Raw genomic sequence first — 14,390 nt, 5'->3', positions numbered from 1 at the left:
CCCATGACTCCCTCACAGTGGGGAGCATGGGCGCTTCGCATATCCAACGGGACGCGCATACGCGGCTGCGCGACCTGACGCAACAGCGGAGAGGCGGTGACGTTCCCCCTCCGCCGCCTCCGCCTGCCTCGGCGAAACGATCCGACGGCCGTGCCCGTCTGGATGAACTGGTCGGCGTGCGGCCGGACGAGGGGCATGAGGAACGCTCGCGCCGCATACGCACCCAGCCGCGGACGCGCTTCACGTTGCGTCACATGCTGACGGCCATCCTCATACTGATGGCCGCGCTATGCGCCAGCCTGACGCTGCTCGTCCTGCAGGGCGTGAACATGGCCGCCCTGCAGGACTCCATGACCGCGGATTCGCCATCGCAATCCGCAGATGCCTCCGCAGAGCCGGAAGGGAACCGTACGGGCGGTTCCTCCAACGGCGATGAGACCGAACCGTCCGATTCCACCGCTGGTGACGACGATTCGGCCCAGAGCAGCGAGAGTGAGACAACGGACGGTGCCGAACCATCGACCACCGTCGTGCCGGACGATGGCCTGATCGACCTCAACACCGCCGACGCGCAGGAACTGGACACCCTGCCCGGCGTGGGGCCGGCGATCGCGCAGCGCATCCTCGACCACCGCGCCAGCATCGGGCGGTTCACCAGCGTGGACCAGCTGCTCGACGTCAAAGGCATCGGCATGAAAACACTGGACAAGATGCGGGCGCAGGTGACGGTGCGATGAACAGGGCAACACGCGTGAGACAAGACGAAACGGCAGCGTTCCGGAAAGAACAAGGCAGCCGTGATTGGCGGATGCTGCCTGTCGCCGCCGTCGTGTGGGCGGCAAGCCTCGGCGCACACTCGGCGTTCGAATGGGCCGTCACACAACCGACGATTGCGGCCGGTATTGCGGGCTTCGTATTGGCGGGTATCGTGGCGGGAACGGCAGCGAGTCTTGCTATTCCACGGAAACCCCATCTGCGTGCGCTGACGACGATGCTGATATGCGCCGCGATAGCCGCATGCGTCGCCACACTCGCCTTCGACCTGCGTGCATGGCATGACCCGGTCTCCATCCAAGCGCGTGAAACCCCGACAACCGTCACGCTGCAGGCCCATATCAGCGAACCCGTCACCGCTTCCAACCGCCGCGACTACGACTGCCAAGCCACGGCCCAAACCCGCATCCTCGACGACGGCATCGTGCGCCGAGCGACCGCCGCAACGGTACGCATATACGCCAGCGGCCAAGACTGCGTGAGTCTGACCCGCGGCGCCGACATCGCATTCACCGGCATCATCACCCCAGCCGACTGGGGAGCCGTGAACCTCTGGTTCGATGTGCAAGGAGAAGACCCCGTACACCATATCCGAGATCCAAGCATGCCCGATACACTGGTCACCGCCATGCAGGAGGCCTTTTTCACCGTCACCGAACGACTGGACGACCAAGGACGCGTGCTCGTGCCCGGCCTGACCATGGGGATGCTCGGCCAGGACCACATCAACGACGGCACAGGACCCGCCATCGACGGCACCTACGCCGCCACACTGGAGGACCAGTTCCGCCGCGCCGGCATCATGCACCTCATGGCCGTATCCGGCGGACATTTCGCCCTCATCGCCGAACTCGTACGCCGACTGGGCTCATGGCTGCTGCTCGACCGCCGCATACGGGCGATGCTGCTCGCCGCCACCTATATCGCGCTCGCCGCCCTGGTGTTCCCTTCGGCCTCGGTCACACGCGCCCTCATCATGGGATTGATCGCCTCAGCCGGTGTGGCGTTGGGCAGGCGCTCGCAATCCATCAGCGCATTGAGTTGGACGGTGATCATCGTATTGGCGGCAGACCCCGCCATGTCCCGCAGCTACGGATTCGCGCTATCCAGCGCGGCCGTGCTGGGTATCGTCGTCTGCTCGCCGATGCTGATGAAAGCTCTGCGCAAGGCCATGCCGGAACCTCTTGCATTGATGGTCGCGACAACCGTCTGCGCCCAAGCCTTCACCATGCCGATTCAAATCCTTATGGAACCCGAACTGCCCATACTGTCGGTGGCGGCGAACCTGTTGGTCGCACCCGTCGTGGGATGGTCGACCATCACGGGATTGGCCGCCCTGCTGACGGCATGGGCGAGTCCGGAACTCGCCTACGGATGCGCATGGCTGTCCTCATGCGGCACCTTGGTGATGGAACGCGCAGCGGTCTGGCTCGGCGGCACCGACACGGCGACGCTGCCATGGAGCTCCGGCATCGCCGGCGCAATCTCCATGATCATCGTGGAAACCGCGGCCGCATCGGGCATGGTCGTCTGCGCCCGTTGGTGGAAACACCGGCGGATCGCGCAGCCCGGATTGCCCGGCGAACGCATCGGCTCCACATGGCGCAATCGGCTGGCGATCTGGTTCGATGAGACGGAGCGCGTGCTTGTCCAGCGATACGGCGAGATTGGAGACTATGGCCAAAACAGCAGCGGCGAACGCCCCGGTGCGCATCGTATCGGGAGGCGACGCCTATCTCAACGAGCAGACCGTGCGGGACCTGTGCCAACGGGCTCTGAACGCGCGTCCAGACAGCGAACTCATCGAACTGGACGCCACGCACGCCGACCGGTACGCCTTCGACGAGGCGGTAAGCCCTTCGCTGCTGTCCGACGTGGCCGTGGTGAAACTGCTCAACGTGCAGAACGCCGATGAGAAGCTCGCCGACGCGCTGGTCGACTACTGCAAGCAGGCCTGCGCCGATCCGGCCGGGTCCAGCGTGGTCATCTGCCAGCATGAGGGCGGGGTCAAAGGCAAACGTCTGCTCGACCAACTGGTGAGGGCCGGTGCCGGCAAAGAGGATGTTCCCGACCTCAAACGTGCCGACGCGCAGCTGAACTTCGTGCTGCAGCGATTCGAACGCAACGGCCGGCGCGTCGACCCGATGGCCGCCCAACAGCTGGTTTCCGTGCTGGCGGGCAAAACCGGCGAACTGGCCGCCATGTGCGACCAATTGTGCTTCGACTTCGACGACAATCCGATGGGATTGAACCGCGTCAACCAGTATCTGACCGCCAATCCGCAGGTCACCGGTTTCAACGTGGCCGATAAGGCCATGGAAGGGCGCACCGCGGACGCGATCGTGATGATGCGTTCGGCGGTGGAGCAGGGCGTGGATCCCATCGCGTTGATCGGCGCGCTGGCCATGAAACTGCGCACTGTGGCCAAAGCCTCGGCCGTGAAGGCGGGCACGATCTCGCAGGCGGAAGCCAAAACGAATCCATGGGTGTTGAAAAACACGATGCGTCAGCTGTCCGGATGGACCTCTGAAGGGCTCGGCCGCTGCATCCAGTCGTTGGCGTGGGCCGACGAGCAGAGCAAAACCAACGGCGGCGATCCTGTCTACGCTCTGGAACAGTCCATCATGCTGATCGCCAGAAAAGGACGGGCGGCCTGATGAGCGAATTCTCCCACCCCATTCCCACCGACGAGGAGATGCGCGGATTCGGCGCACGGATTGCGCGGATGGTGCGTGGCGGCGACGTGCTGCTGCTATCCGGCCCTCTGGGCGCGGGCAAAACCACCTTCGCGCAAGGATTCGGCGCGGGATTAGGCATCGACGGGCCTATCGTGTCGCCGACCTTCACCATTGCCCGCGAACTGGACGGCCGTTTCGCGGACGGCTCCGCCGCCCATCTGGTGCATGTGGACGCGTACCGTCTCGGCGGCAACGCCTACGCGCCCGGGCAGAACAGCGCCGAGCGTCTGCTCGACGAACTCGAATCTCTAGGTCTCGACGAAGAGCTTGAGGACCCCAGCGACGACACTGTGGTGTTGATGGAATGGGGTGAGCAGATGGCCGCGGCCCTAGCGCCTGAACGTCTTGAAATCCACATTGAACGTCCGTTGGATATGGCGCAGGCGGCGGGCGACGCGCCGACCAGCGAGGGTACTAGAATCGTGACGTTGGTTCCGGTCGGCAGCGACTGGCAATCGCGTATCGCATCATTCGACGACATCGGCAAGGAGCGGCAATGACCGAACGGGGAGAGCAGGCCAATACCAATACGTTGGTCATCGACACCTCCTATGGCTCCACCGTCGGCATCGTGGGGCGCGAACCGATTACGGAAACCGATTCGCGCACGCATGTGGAACGACTGCAGGCCAATATCGCCCGAGTCGTTGCCGAAGCGGGGCTGAAACCCTCCGACCTGGACGAGATCATCGTGGGCACCGGTCCCGCGCCGTTCACCGGATTGCGGGCGGGTATCGTGGCGGCCAAGGCGCTGGCTTTCGCCACGGGCGCGAAACTGATCGGCCATGATGTACTCTCGGCCCAAGCGCAATGGAACCTGATTCGCCGCTCCAAAGCCGGCACGTTGGGCGACGCCGTTGACGGCGGCCGTTATGTGCTGACTTTGGCCGTGAACGATGCGCGGCGCAAACAACTGTATTTCCAATTGGAACAGGCTTCGCTGACTTCGAAGCAGCCCGTCCGGGCGCTGATCGCCATGGATATCGACTATCCGGAGAACATCGTGGAACGGGTGAACGTCGCCGTGCGAGCGTTCGCCAAGGAACATCCCGGCGCGCAGGTCGTAGTGGATGTGATCGGACATGGCGCGGCGAAATACGCCTCCGTGTTCGAGAGGATGGAGCATCTAGGCGATATCAGCGACGAATCCGTGCTCGATCAGGGCGCTCAGGGACTGTCGATCTTCTGGCAGGATGCCGTGCTCTCGCATGATCTCCAGCCCGACGCCCCTGTCGAACCGCTGTATCTGCGTCGGCCGGACGCGGAGGTGCCGAATCCGCTCAAGCATGTGCTTGGCCATGCCGGCGCGAACAAGGGCTGATGGGATTTATATGATTGTCGACTTGGAAACGATCGACCGCGATACGGCGGTGTGCGCCATCGCCGCAATGGAGGCCGAACTGTTCGGGCGCGGCGCGTGGGGCGAACGCATGGTGCGTGAGGAACTGGATGCGCCAGCCCGTACCTATGTCGTGGATATCGAGCCCGATAGTCCGGTTGAATCGACTGGGGTCATCAGAGGCTACGCCGGATTCTGGTACGACGGTGAGGACGCCGAACTCATGACCATCGGCGTCGGCAAGGCCCACCAGCGTCAGGGTATCGCCGCCGCGTTGCTGCGATGCTTGCTGGATGAGGCCGCGCAACAGGGGGCGCGGCGCATGCTGCTTGAGGTACGCGTGGACAACGAGCCCGCTCTGGCTCTGTACAGCCGATTCGGATTCGAACGCATGGGCGTGCGCAAGCGCTACTACCAGCCCGAAGGCATCGACGCGTACACCATGAGTCTGGACTTGGGCGAACGTGTGGTGGGATTCTCGCGCAAGCAGCGCGATAACGAAGGAGAGGCATGATGAACGAACCGGTGGTGTTGGGCATCGAATCGACTTGCGACGAAACGGCGGCGGCAGTCGTGCGTGGGCGCGAGCTCGTCTCGAACGTTGTGGCCTCATCCATGGAGGAACACGCGCGTTACGGCGGAGTGATCCCCGAAATCGCCTCGCGCGCGCATGCCGAAGCCTTCGTTCCCTGCGTGTCCCAAGCGTTGACCGACGCGAACATGACCTTGGCCGACGTGGATGCGATCGCGGTCTCCGCAGGGCCGGGGTTGGCCGGATGCCTCGCCGTGGGAGTCTCCGGCGCGAAGGCGCTGGCATGGGCGGCGAACAAACCGTTGTACGGCGTGAACCACGTCATCGGGCATATCGCCGTCACCCAGTTGCAGTTCGGCGCGTTCCCACCCGACACGATGGCGCTGATCGTCTCCGGCGGGCACACCTCCTTGCTGCATGTGGAGGACGTCGCGCGCAAAGTCGACGTGGTCGGCACCACCTTGGACGACGCGGCGGGGGAGTGCTTCGACAAAGTGGCGCGCCTGCTCGGCTTCCCCTATCCGGGAGGCCCGCATATCGACCGCCATGCGCAGGCCGGCGACCCGCACGCCATCCGTGTGCCGCAGGGCCTGACGCAAGGCAAGGCGGGCGCGGCGCACCCGTATGATTTCAGCTTCTCCGGTGTGAAAACCGCGGTGGCGCGTTGGATCGAGGAACAGCAGGCCGCGGGGCACGAGATTCCCGTGGATGACGTATGCGCCTCGCTGGCCAATTCCGTGGCCGAAGTGCTGGCGAAAAAAGCCATGCGCGGATGCGAACAGTACGGGTCGAACACGTTGGTGGTCGGCGGCGGATTCTCCGCCAACTCGCAGCTGCGCGCCAAACTGTTGGAATATGGCGAGAAGCATGGCGTCGAAGTGCGGATTCCGCAACTCAAACTCTGCACCGACAACGGCGCGATGGTTGCCATGCTCGGCGTGAACCTAGTGGAGGCGGGCATCGCCCCCAGCGGACCGGATTTCTCCATCGACTCATCCATGCCGCTGACCACGGTTTCGCTGTAGCGATGCGATCCGAACAGTGAACCGTCCGATTCACAGTTCGGATTCGATGACGATCCGACCGTCGATTCCTTCTACGGTCGCATCTTCTTTCTCATGATTTTCAGGTAATTCGTCTTGAATGATCGCCAGTCGCCAAACATCTTCCGATCGGTGTTTGTCTGCTCGTTGGCTTTGTACTTCAACGCTGTCAGTTCGATGGTGCACAACAAATCGGCCACCTGTTCCAAGCGGTAGTTACGGGGCGAGGCGTCACGATAGATGACCGCCTCCTTGGACAGCGCGTATCCGATGGCACCGTGCAAGGCGTCCGCCACCACCTGCTGACCGTTGTCGTAATAGACCTTTACCGCGTCATAACGCTGAAACTCTTCCAAGTGGGACAGCAGATAATCGACAAGATCACGTTTGAGGCGAGCTTCGAAACGAACCTTATCGCCGCTGAACTCACTTTTGCGATGGCTGAAGGTCACATAGGTGAATGGCAGGTTTCTCGCCAGAGTGAAGAATGAGAGGAACATTCTTTTACGCTCGGACATCGGCAGTCCCTCGTAATCGTTATGACCGTTCATCAGTGGACCTGCGTGGAACGTGACATCAGGTATGCCCGAGGTCTTCAGATGGTTCTCATAGCGTGCGATATGCTCATGCACCGGCTTGGACTGATCATGGAATACCAGCGTGATGAGGTAATACTCGGAAAGTTTGCCCCATTCGCCTGATTCATCGACCATGATGCTCAGCTCGGGCATGTCCGTCTCCCCATGCGGAAAAAGAAGTGCCGGGGGAATACCCCCGGCGTCTTGGAGCCTTCCTTGTCACCAAGAGAAAGCCTTATCATTATCGCTCGAGAACCGGCAGGAGTCAATCCCGGTAGATACGTCACCAACAAGCGTTGACAAGTAGACTATGCAAGACGTAGACTGGGGTTGCCAAATATACTTGTCGCATCCAACGGAGGATGTCATGAATAAGCAACAACTCCACCATCATGACGCAGACAGACTCGGACGAAACGAGATTCTCGCACGCAGCCGCCGCGAAACAACCGATGAAGGCGAGGTCCACATCGCTAACCGCAGCAACTACTACGGCGTCTTGTTCGTGGCGGTTGAAACTCTCGTGGTCACACTGTTCCTCGTAATCCGATACTGCCTTGGCTCCCATGACTATATTGACTTTCTCGCAACTATGTCGCCATTTGTCGCATTGCTGCTGGCCGTAATCTCCGGGCGAAGCTGGGCAATGTATCAAGAGCACGGCAGGCAAAGCACGTGGCTGGTCCGCGCAGTAGGAGCATTGTTGGTTTCCGTCGCAGGCCTCGTTTTCTTCATGATTCACATGGTGATCGGATGAGACCAAGTGGAGAGGACGAACTCGTCCTGCACAACAACCTCAAACAGCTTCGGACAGAACGAGGCCTGTCCCAAGCTGCACTGGCGGAGCTAATAGGTGTCTCCCGTAACACAATCAGCTCGATCGAAACAGGCCAATACACGCCCACGGCAAAATTGGCGCTTGTTCTGTGTACGGCGCTCGATCAACGCTTCGAAGATGTGTTCTACTTCTAGACTGAAGCTCGCCCCAATCGCATCCAGCTCTAAACACTAAAAGGCTTCCGCCGAAACGAAAGCCTTCCGGCAGGCTTCTGCGACTGGGATTGAACCAGTGACCGTACGATAGATGGTTCGCGACGTCGAGGAGTGAATGGGGGTTCTGATGATGCGACATGCCGAGGCGTGTTGATTTGCATTTGAGAGCAAATCATGTAAGCTATGTGACTTGTGCGCGAGAGAAATCAACCGCACGGGAACATATTCCTGCGTAGCTCAGTTGGCAGAGCATCCGACTGTTAATCGGACGGTCACTGGTTCAAGCCCAGTCGCAGGAGCTCGAGATCGGAGATTTCGATTTTCGGTCGAGAAAATTGAATATTCCTGCGTAGCTCAGTTGGCAGAGCATCCGACTGTTAATCGGACGGTCACTGGTTCAAGCCCAGTCGCAGGAGCTTATAAACCCCTGAATTTCAGGGGTTTTCTTGTTTTTAGGCCAATGTTGGTCGGTGGGGATGCGGCATGCGCGGCGCGACTGTGAAGCGGCATTGTGGATAACTCGGAAGGCTGGAACCACATAACCCGTTTCGAGTGGACAACGGAGTATCGCATTGCTCACAGTGGAACCACGACATCACGACGAACGCGTGAGTCCACTGCGAGATTCCAAGGAGCGATGATGATGAACCGATATATCGGGCGCTGCGACCAAAGCCGCGTCAGAAAGACACGATTCGAATACGAACGCCGGCGAGCCCAAGAGGAGCGACGCCGCGCCTTGACGTCGGCCATGGCGATATTCGCCGCGATGGTGCTGCTGTTGGCCTGCATGCTCGCCGCCGGCACGGGGCAAGGGCGGCATGTGCTCGCCGAAGAACGGAACGATTGCGTTGCGGCGACCCCCATCGCCTTCACGGCATCGGTGGTCGATGCGAAGGCCTTCGCTTCCTCCGACGAGTCGCGCTGCCAAGCCATGTTTGATTGGCCGGTGGACCAAGTCAGCCTCGAACAGGAATTCCGCAGACCCCTCACGACATGGTCCGCGGGCCATCGTGGCGTGGACCTGCTCGCCGAAGAGGGAACGACGCTGCTCGCTCCGGCGGATGGCATAGTGAGTTTCGCCGGCGTGGTGGCGGGCAAGGACGTGGTCAGCGTGCGCCACGGCACGATTATCTCGAGCTTCGAGCCAGCCACCACCGACCTGCAGGTCGGCGCGAGCGTGCGTCGAGGCGAGGATTTCGCCGTCGTCGGAGGAGGGTCCGATCATTGCGGGAACCGATGCGTGCATTGGGGCCTGCGACGCGGCGGGGACGACTATCTGGATCCAAACACGTATACGGCACGCACCATCATCGCCCTCAAGCCCACCGCCTGACGGTGATTCCGCCGTCTTCAGCAGCGGGTCGGTATACAATGCGAAGCGGAACGCAATGTAAGAGAACAGGAGCAGCATGCTCAAGGAATACACACGCCCGTTGGCGGCCCCCATCGACTACGACCAGAACATCTTCTCGGTGCTGGAACACCGCGTGGAACGCACGCCCGAGGATTCGCTGGTGGAATACAAGGGCGCGAACGGCGACTGGATGTCGTTCTCCGCCGTGGAATTCCGCGACAAGGTGATCGCCATCGCCAAGGGACTGATCGCCCGCGGCATCATGCCCGGAGACGCCGTGTCCGTGATTTCCAAGACGCGCTGGGAATGGACTGCGCTCGATATGGCGATCATGTCGATCGGCGCGCTCACCGTGCCCGTGTACGAGACGAATTCGGCCGCGCAGGTCGCCATGATCTTCAACGACTCCCGCGTCAAAATGGCATTCGCCGAGAACGACGCGCAGCGCGACAAAATCGAATCCGTGCGCGGCGAGTGCCCAAGCCTCGATGATGTGTATGTGATCGACTACGGCGCAATCGACACCATTGAGGAATACGGTCGCAGTGTGACCACCGAGGAGTTCTACGAGCGCGAGCGCGCGGTCCAGGGAAGCGATTTGGCGACCATCGTGTACACCTCCGGTTCCACGGGCACGCCGAAGGGCATCGAGTTGAGCCATGGCAGCTTCGTGTTCATCACCTACTCCGGCATCAACTCCATGCCCGACATCGCGATGAAACCGAATCGCCGACTGCTGCTGTTCCTGCCGCTCGCGCATGTGTTCGCACGCTACATGCAGTTCTTCTGCTTCGCCGGCAACGTCTCGCTCGGCCTGTCCAGCAATCTGAAAACCATCCTGGCCGACTTCGCCAGCTTCCAGCCCACCTTCATTCTCGCCGTGCCGCGTATCTTCGAGAAGATCTACAACGCGGCCTCCCAGAAGGCCGGTTCGGGTCTTAAGGGACGCATCTTCGCGAACGCCACCGTCGTGGCCAAGGAATGGTCCGCGGTACAGCAGTCCGGCGAGAAGATGCCGCTGCTGCTGAACCTGCAGCACGCGGTGTACGACAAGCTGGTCTATTCCACCATCATGAGCGTGTTCGGCGGCCATGTGGAATACGCCGTGTCCGGCGGCGCTCCGCTCGACTCGTCCATCGCGCATTTCTTCAACGGCGTGGGACTGCCGTTGCTGGAAGGCTATGGCATGACCGAAACCTGCGCGCCGACCAGCGTGAATCCCACCGAAGGCTACAAGATCGGCACCATCGGCCTGCCTTTGCAAGGCGTGACCGTGGGCATCGCCGAGGACGGCGAACTGTGCATCAAGAGCCCGCAGGTGTGCGCCGGCTACCACAATCAGCCCGAGGTCACCGCGCAGCAGATCGTCGACGGATGGCTGCATACCGGCGATCTGGGTGAGCTGGACGATGAGGGCTTCGTGACGGTCACCGGCCGTAAGAAAGATCTGATCATCACCGCCGGCGGCAAAAACGTCTCACCCGGTATGCTGGAGGCTTCCGTGATGACCTCGCCGGTGGTGAACCAGTGCGTGGTGATCGGTGACCGCAAGCCGTTCATCGCCGCGATCGTGGCTTTGGATCTGGCGGAAACCAACACGTGGCTCAAGGCGCAGGGCGCCGCCGAAGTGGCGGATCTGGCACAGGCGGCGAAGAACCCGATCGTCTACGCCGAGGTGGAACGCGCCGTGAACGCCGCCAACGAACTGGTTTCCCGGGCCGAATCCATCCGCAAGTTCGAGCTCGTGCCCGATGAGTTCACCGAAGACAACGGCATGGTGACGCCGAGCCTGAAGGCCCGCCGCGCCGCGATCACCGAACACTACCGCGAGCTCATCGACACGGTGATCTACGCGGGTAAGAAGTAGGTTACAGGCCGGCTTCGGCCATGGTGATATAGCCGGGCGTGATGAGCTCGGCTTTGAGATTGGATGCGCTGACCGCCAGCAGGGTTTCGCTGATGGTCGGCGTTTCCTTATCCGCGATGGTCGTGGTGCTCACCGATTCCATCTCGTCCAAGGTTTTTCCGGTGTTCAGCAGCACGCAGGCCTGTGCGGTGTCTTCGGCCAACGCCTTGCGGTTCTCCAGACCGGTCATCCACTGCTTGCCGCTGACCAGATCGGGCATGCTGTCCACATACGCGCCATATCCGGTGACCAGCGGCCACTGCGCGTCGCGTTCCGACTCATCCTGCGCGTCGGCGTCGGAGTCATCTGCGTCGGGGGCTTTGATGGGGTCGGGCACGGCGCTGCGGGAAAGATCCTTTTTGCCGGTGATGTTGTCAACGATGCCGGAGATGGTGATCGACGGATTGATGTCGGCGGCGGAGCCGGTGTACCCCAGCGTTTCCAGCTCGTCGATCACGTCGGAGGCCACATAGTCGTTCATGGCGATCACGCCGTCGATGCGGGTGTATCCGGAATCGCTGTGCTCCACATCCAAACGGTTGGCGAGCTCATCGCCGGTCGCGTTGTCTTCGGAAGCGTCGTAGGAGACCAGACGCCAGTCGTCGGCGGTGGTCGAGGCGGTGAGAATCCCCGACGGGCTGCGCAACACGCCGGACTCGAAATAGGGCCCCAAAACGCTCCAGATGCCGGCGAAGGCCTCCTGGGCGAAGGTAGCGGATGATTCGGTACCGGACTCGTTGTCTTCGGACGAAGAGTCCGGCGGATCGTAGGGGAGCATCACTTCGACGTATTTGGGATTGTCTTTGCTGACCTTGTCGAGTTCGAGTTTGGCCGCAAGCTTTTGCGCTTGCAGCTGCCCGATGGACCGCGCGTCGCTGAACGAGACGAAAGCGTCGGGGGAGTAGCCCTCGATGGTATTGGCCATCAGCACCACATGCATGCCCGACTCCTGTGCGAGCCGCAATGCGGACACCAATCGGTCGGCGGCCTGACGGTTCTCCTCGGCGATGCGCTCGGCTTCGGATTCCTCGCTGTTCTCGTCGGAATCCGCGTCGTCGGTTTCGAGAGTTTCATCGGATGTGTCGGAGTCTCCCGACGAATCGGCGTCAGTTCCATCGGCTGTGCCATCGGCGTCTTCGCTGCCGTGTTCCAGTTCCTGGCGGATGTAGTCGCCGTATTGCCTAGTGGAATCGTCGGTCTGCACCACGGGTGCCACCAACAGTGTGGTGTGCTGCGCCTCGACATCGTCGTCCTCATCCGCGGAGAGATGATCGACCACGTAATCCTGCACGGCTCGGCTTTGCCTGCCCAACGAATCGGAGGTGAAGGTTTCGATATGGTCTCCGCTCATGCCCTCGGATTCCAAGGCTTCGGTGATCTCCGGCACGAGTTTCGCCCACTTGTTCAGCGGGGTATGTTGGGAGATGGTGATGCCATCCGAGGGAGTGAAGATGGCGACGGCGCCGTCTTCGGCTCCGGTGGAGACCGTGGCGTTCGAAGGATCAGATGCCTCGGATTGTCCGTCGTCCGTCGACGAGCACGCCCCCAATCCGATAAGCAGGCCGGCCGCCGCCATAAGCGCGGTAAGACGTGCTGCGAACGAGAAGTGGCGCGTGGTCATGCGAGGAAGGTCCTTTCCGAAGCGGCTTGTCGGCTTGTTGCTCTGCTGTTTGCCGATTGTAGTCGCTGGAGTATGCAAAAGGCCTGAATATCCGGGTGTCCTTACGGGGATATTCAGGCCTGAATACGGGGCGCCTCAGGGAGTGACCGCGCGGAAGGCTACTCGGCGAGCGCCTTCGCCAGCTCTTCGTCCAGCGCGTTCATGAATCCGTCGGTGTCGAGCCATGCCTGGTCGGGGCCGATCAGCGTGGCCAGATCCTTGGTCATGCGGCCGGATTCGACGGTGCTGACGATCACCTTCTCCAAGGTGTCGGCGAAATGCGCGACTTCGGGGGTGCCGTCGAGCTTGGCGCGGTGGCGCAGTCCGCCGGTCCAAGCGAAAATCGAGGCGATCGGGTTGGTGGAGGTCTTCTCTCCGGCCTGCCACCGGCGGTAATGGCGGGTCACGGTGCCGTGCGCGGCCTCGGCCTCGACGGTCTGTCCGTCCGGGGTCATGAGCACGGAGGTCATCAGGCCGAGCGAACCGAAGCCTTGGGCCACCGTGTCGGACTGCACGTCGCCGTCGTAGTTCTTGCAGGCCCACACGTAGCCGCCGCTCCACTTGAGCGAGCTGGCGACCATGTCGTCGATGAGGCGGTGCTCGTAGGTCAGGCCTTCGGCGGCGAAACGCTCCTGGTATTCGGTTTCGAACACTTCAGCGAAGATGTCCTTGAACTGGCCGTCGTAGGCCTTGAGGATCGTGTTCTTCGTGGAGAGATACACCGGGTAGTGACGCAGTAGGCCGTAGTTGAAGCAGGCGCGGGCGAATCCGCGGATGGATTCGTTCACGTTATACTGCACCTGGGCCACGCCGCCTTCGGCCGGATAGTCGTAGACCACATGCTCGATCGGCTCGGAGCCGTCCTCGGGGGTGAAGGTGACGGTGAGACGTCCGGCGCCCGGCACCTTGAAATCGGTGGCCTTGTACTGGTCGCCGAAGGCGTGGCGGGCCACGACGATCGGCTTGGTCCAACCCGGCACCAGACGCGGCACGTTGCTCATCACGATCGGCTCGCGGAAGATCGTGCCGCCGAGGATGTTTCGGATGGTGCCGTTGGGGGACTTCCACATCTTCTTGAGACCGAATTCCTGGACGCGAGCCTCGTCGGGTGTGATGGTGGCGCATTTGACGCCCACATGATGCTTCTTGATGGCCTCGGCCGAATCGATCGTCACCTGGTCGTCGGTGGCGTCGCGGTTCTCGATGCCCAGATCGTAGTATTCCAGATCCACATCGAGATAGGGCAGGATCAGACGATCCTTGATGTCCTTCCAGATGACGCGGGTCATTTCGTCGCCGTCGAGTTCGACGACCGTGCCTTCGACCTTGATTTTGGCCATGCTTCCTCCTCTATGGGTGCGTGGGGTCTTAGGGCTATTCATAGCGCATGTTTGTAAACGGAACGTACCCGCGTTCGGCTATGTGGACACCTTGGGCGCGGGGCCCGTTCCCGTCTGCGCCGCGCATTAG

Annotated in this window: 13 protein-coding genes, 2 tRNA genes and 1 pseudogene; 13 read left to right on the top strand and 3 right to left on the bottom strand. The window is 61.6% G+C overall.

What is annotated here, in order from left to right; translation table 11 throughout:
• The first annotated feature begins 26 nt into the window (after nucleotides 1-26).
• From AC1AV0_RS00515 to tsaD, 7 genes and pseudogenes are all read left to right on the top strand, one after another.
• Entirely contained in the window at nucleotides 27-737 is a 711-nt protein-coding gene (locus AC1AV0_RS00515; RefSeq protein ID WP_476570579.1) for a ComEA family DNA-binding protein, read from the top strand.
• Nucleotides 734-2,254, top strand: a pseudogene (locus tag AC1AV0_RS00510) (ComEC/Rec2 family competence protein); the annotation flags it as partial. The gene AC1AV0_RS00515 and the pseudogene AC1AV0_RS00510, both read left to right, overlap by 4 nt.
• A 196-nt stretch (nucleotides 2,255-2,450) precedes the next feature.
• Nucleotides 2,451-3,431: a DNA polymerase III subunit delta gene (holA, locus tag AC1AV0_RS00505; protein ID WP_476570578.1), complete on the top strand. Its 981-nt coding sequence runs from the start codon at nucleotides 2,451-2,453 to the stop codon at nucleotides 3,429-3,431.
• On the top strand, nucleotides 3,431-4,012 hold the full coding sequence (gene tsaE, locus AC1AV0_RS00500; RefSeq protein WP_476570577.1) for a tRNA (adenosine(37)-N6)-threonylcarbamoyltransferase complex ATPase subunit type 1 TsaE: 582 nt from the start codon (nucleotides 3,431-3,433) through the stop codon (nucleotides 4,010-4,012). The genes holA and tsaE overlap by 1 nt, the downstream gene beginning before the upstream one ends.
• On the top strand, nucleotides 4,009-4,833 hold the full coding sequence (gene tsaB, locus AC1AV0_RS00495; RefSeq protein ID WP_476570576.1) for a tRNA (adenosine(37)-N6)-threonylcarbamoyltransferase complex dimerization subunit type 1 TsaB: 825 nt from the start codon (nucleotides 4,009-4,011) through the stop codon (nucleotides 4,831-4,833). The genes tsaE and tsaB overlap by 4 nt, the downstream gene beginning before the upstream one ends.
• Before the next feature lie 10 nt (nucleotides 4,834-4,843).
• Complete coding sequence (gene rimI, locus AC1AV0_RS00490; RefSeq protein WP_476570575.1) at nucleotides 4,844-5,365, top strand: ribosomal protein S18-alanine N-acetyltransferase; 522 nt, start codon at nucleotides 4,844-4,846, stop codon at nucleotides 5,363-5,365.
• Complete coding sequence (gene tsaD, locus AC1AV0_RS00485) at nucleotides 5,365-6,408, top strand: tRNA (adenosine(37)-N6)-threonylcarbamoyltransferase complex transferase subunit TsaD (protein WP_476570907.1); 1,044 nt, start codon at nucleotides 5,365-5,367, stop codon at nucleotides 6,406-6,408. The genes rimI and tsaD overlap by 1 nt, the downstream gene beginning before the upstream one ends.
• 71 nt (nucleotides 6,409-6,479) lie before the next feature.
• On the opposite strand, the gene AC1AV0_RS00480 is transcribed toward tsaD, so the two are convergent.
• The gene (locus AC1AV0_RS00480) at nucleotides 6,480-7,157 is read right to left on the bottom strand and encodes a DUF3800 domain-containing protein (RefSeq protein ID WP_476570574.1); all 678 of its coding nucleotides are present in this window, start codon (nucleotides 7,155-7,157) and stop codon (nucleotides 6,480-6,482) included.
• Nucleotides 7,158-7,371: 214 nt separating this feature from the next.
• On the opposite strand from AC1AV0_RS00480, the gene AC1AV0_RS00475 reads away from it, so the two are divergent.
• The 6 genes from AC1AV0_RS00475 to AC1AV0_RS00450 all read left to right on the top strand — a co-directional run bounded on the left by AC1AV0_RS00475 (nucleotide 7,372) and on the right by AC1AV0_RS00450 (nucleotide 11,221).
• Entirely contained in the window at nucleotides 7,372-7,761 is a 390-nt protein-coding gene (locus AC1AV0_RS00475) for a DUF6442 family protein (RefSeq protein WP_476570573.1), read from the top strand.
• Nucleotides 7,758-7,976 (top strand): helix-turn-helix transcriptional regulator, encoded by a 219-nt coding sequence (locus tag AC1AV0_RS00470; RefSeq protein WP_476570572.1) that lies wholly within the window; start codon nucleotides 7,758-7,760, stop codon nucleotides 7,974-7,976. Before AC1AV0_RS00475 ends, AC1AV0_RS00470 begins: the two co-directional genes overlap by 4 nt.
• A gap of 247 nt (nucleotides 7,977-8,223) precedes the next feature.
• A tRNA-Asn gene (locus tag AC1AV0_RS00465) sits at nucleotides 8,224-8,296 on the top strand.
• A gap of 44 nt (nucleotides 8,297-8,340) precedes the next feature.
• A tRNA-Asn gene (locus tag AC1AV0_RS00460) sits at nucleotides 8,341-8,413 on the top strand.
• Nucleotides 8,414-8,637: 224 nt separating this feature from the next.
• A complete protein-coding gene (locus AC1AV0_RS00455; protein WP_476570571.1) occupies nucleotides 8,638-9,333 on the top strand; it encodes a M23 family metallopeptidase in 696 nt (231 codons plus the stop codon).
• Between the two features lie 76 nt (nucleotides 9,334-9,409).
• Nucleotides 9,410-11,221, top strand: coding sequence for an AMP-dependent synthetase/ligase (locus tag AC1AV0_RS00450; protein ID WP_476570570.1), 1,812 nt, complete (start codon nucleotides 9,410-9,412; stop codon nucleotides 11,219-11,221).
• Nucleotide 11,222: 1 nt separating this feature from the next.
• On the opposite strand, the gene AC1AV0_RS00445 is transcribed toward AC1AV0_RS00450, so the two are convergent.
• Nucleotides 11,223-12,881, bottom strand: coding sequence for a substrate-binding domain-containing protein (locus AC1AV0_RS00445; RefSeq protein ID WP_476570569.1), 1,659 nt, complete (start codon nucleotides 12,879-12,881; stop codon nucleotides 11,223-11,225).
• 158 nt (nucleotides 12,882-13,039) lie between these two features.
• On the bottom strand, nucleotides 13,040-14,260 hold the full coding sequence (locus AC1AV0_RS00440; protein WP_476570568.1) for an NADP-dependent isocitrate dehydrogenase: 1,221 nt from the start codon (nucleotides 14,258-14,260) through the stop codon (nucleotides 13,040-13,042).
• Between the last annotated feature and the right edge of the window lie 130 nt (nucleotides 14,261-14,390).

The sequence above is a fragment of the Bifidobacterium sp. LH_558 genome (assembly GCF_056356295.1).
The sequence above is the reverse complement of the archived record's forward strand: the minus strand, read 5'-3'. Positions and strand labels throughout refer to the sequence as shown.

Bases quoted from the DNA above. Each gene is read 5' to 3' on its own strand.
- AC1AV0_RS00515 (WP_476570579.1), top strand. From the start codon at position 27: ATGGGCGCTTCGCATATCCAACGGGACGCGCATACGCGGCTGCGCGAC.
- holA (WP_476570578.1), top strand. From the start codon at position 2,451: ATGGCCAAAACAGCAGCGGCGAACGCCCCGGTGCGCATCGTATCGGGA.
- tsaE (WP_476570577.1), top strand. From the start codon at position 3,431: ATGAGCGAATTCTCCCACCCCATTCCCACCGACGAGGAGATGCGCGGA.
- tsaB (WP_476570576.1), top strand. From the start codon at position 4,009: ATGACCGAACGGGGAGAGCAGGCCAATACCAATACGTTGGTCATCGAC.
- rimI (WP_476570575.1), top strand. From the start codon at position 4,844: ATGATTGTCGACTTGGAAACGATCGACCGCGATACGGCGGTGTGCGCC.
- tsaD (WP_476570907.1), top strand. From the start codon at position 5,365: ATGAACGAACCGGTGGTGTTGGGCATCGAATCGACTTGCGACGAAACG.
- AC1AV0_RS00480 (WP_476570574.1), bottom strand. From the start codon at position 7,157: ATGCCCGAGCTGAGCATCATGGTCGATGAATCAGGCGAATGGGGCAAA.
- AC1AV0_RS00475 (WP_476570573.1), top strand. From the start codon at position 7,372: ATGAATAAGCAACAACTCCACCATCATGACGCAGACAGACTCGGACGA.
- AC1AV0_RS00470 (WP_476570572.1), top strand. From the start codon at position 7,758: ATGAGACCAAGTGGAGAGGACGAACTCGTCCTGCACAACAACCTCAAA.
- AC1AV0_RS00455 (WP_476570571.1), top strand. From the start codon at position 8,638: ATGATGAACCGATATATCGGGCGCTGCGACCAAAGCCGCGTCAGAAAG.
- AC1AV0_RS00450 (WP_476570570.1), top strand. From the start codon at position 9,410: ATGCTCAAGGAATACACACGCCCGTTGGCGGCCCCCATCGACTACGAC.
- AC1AV0_RS00445 (WP_476570569.1), bottom strand. From the start codon at position 12,881: ATGACCACGCGCCACTTCTCGTTCGCAGCACGTCTTACCGCGCTTATG.
- AC1AV0_RS00440 (WP_476570568.1), bottom strand. From the start codon at position 14,260: ATGGCCAAAATCAAGGTCGAAGGCACGGTCGTCGAACTCGACGGCGAC.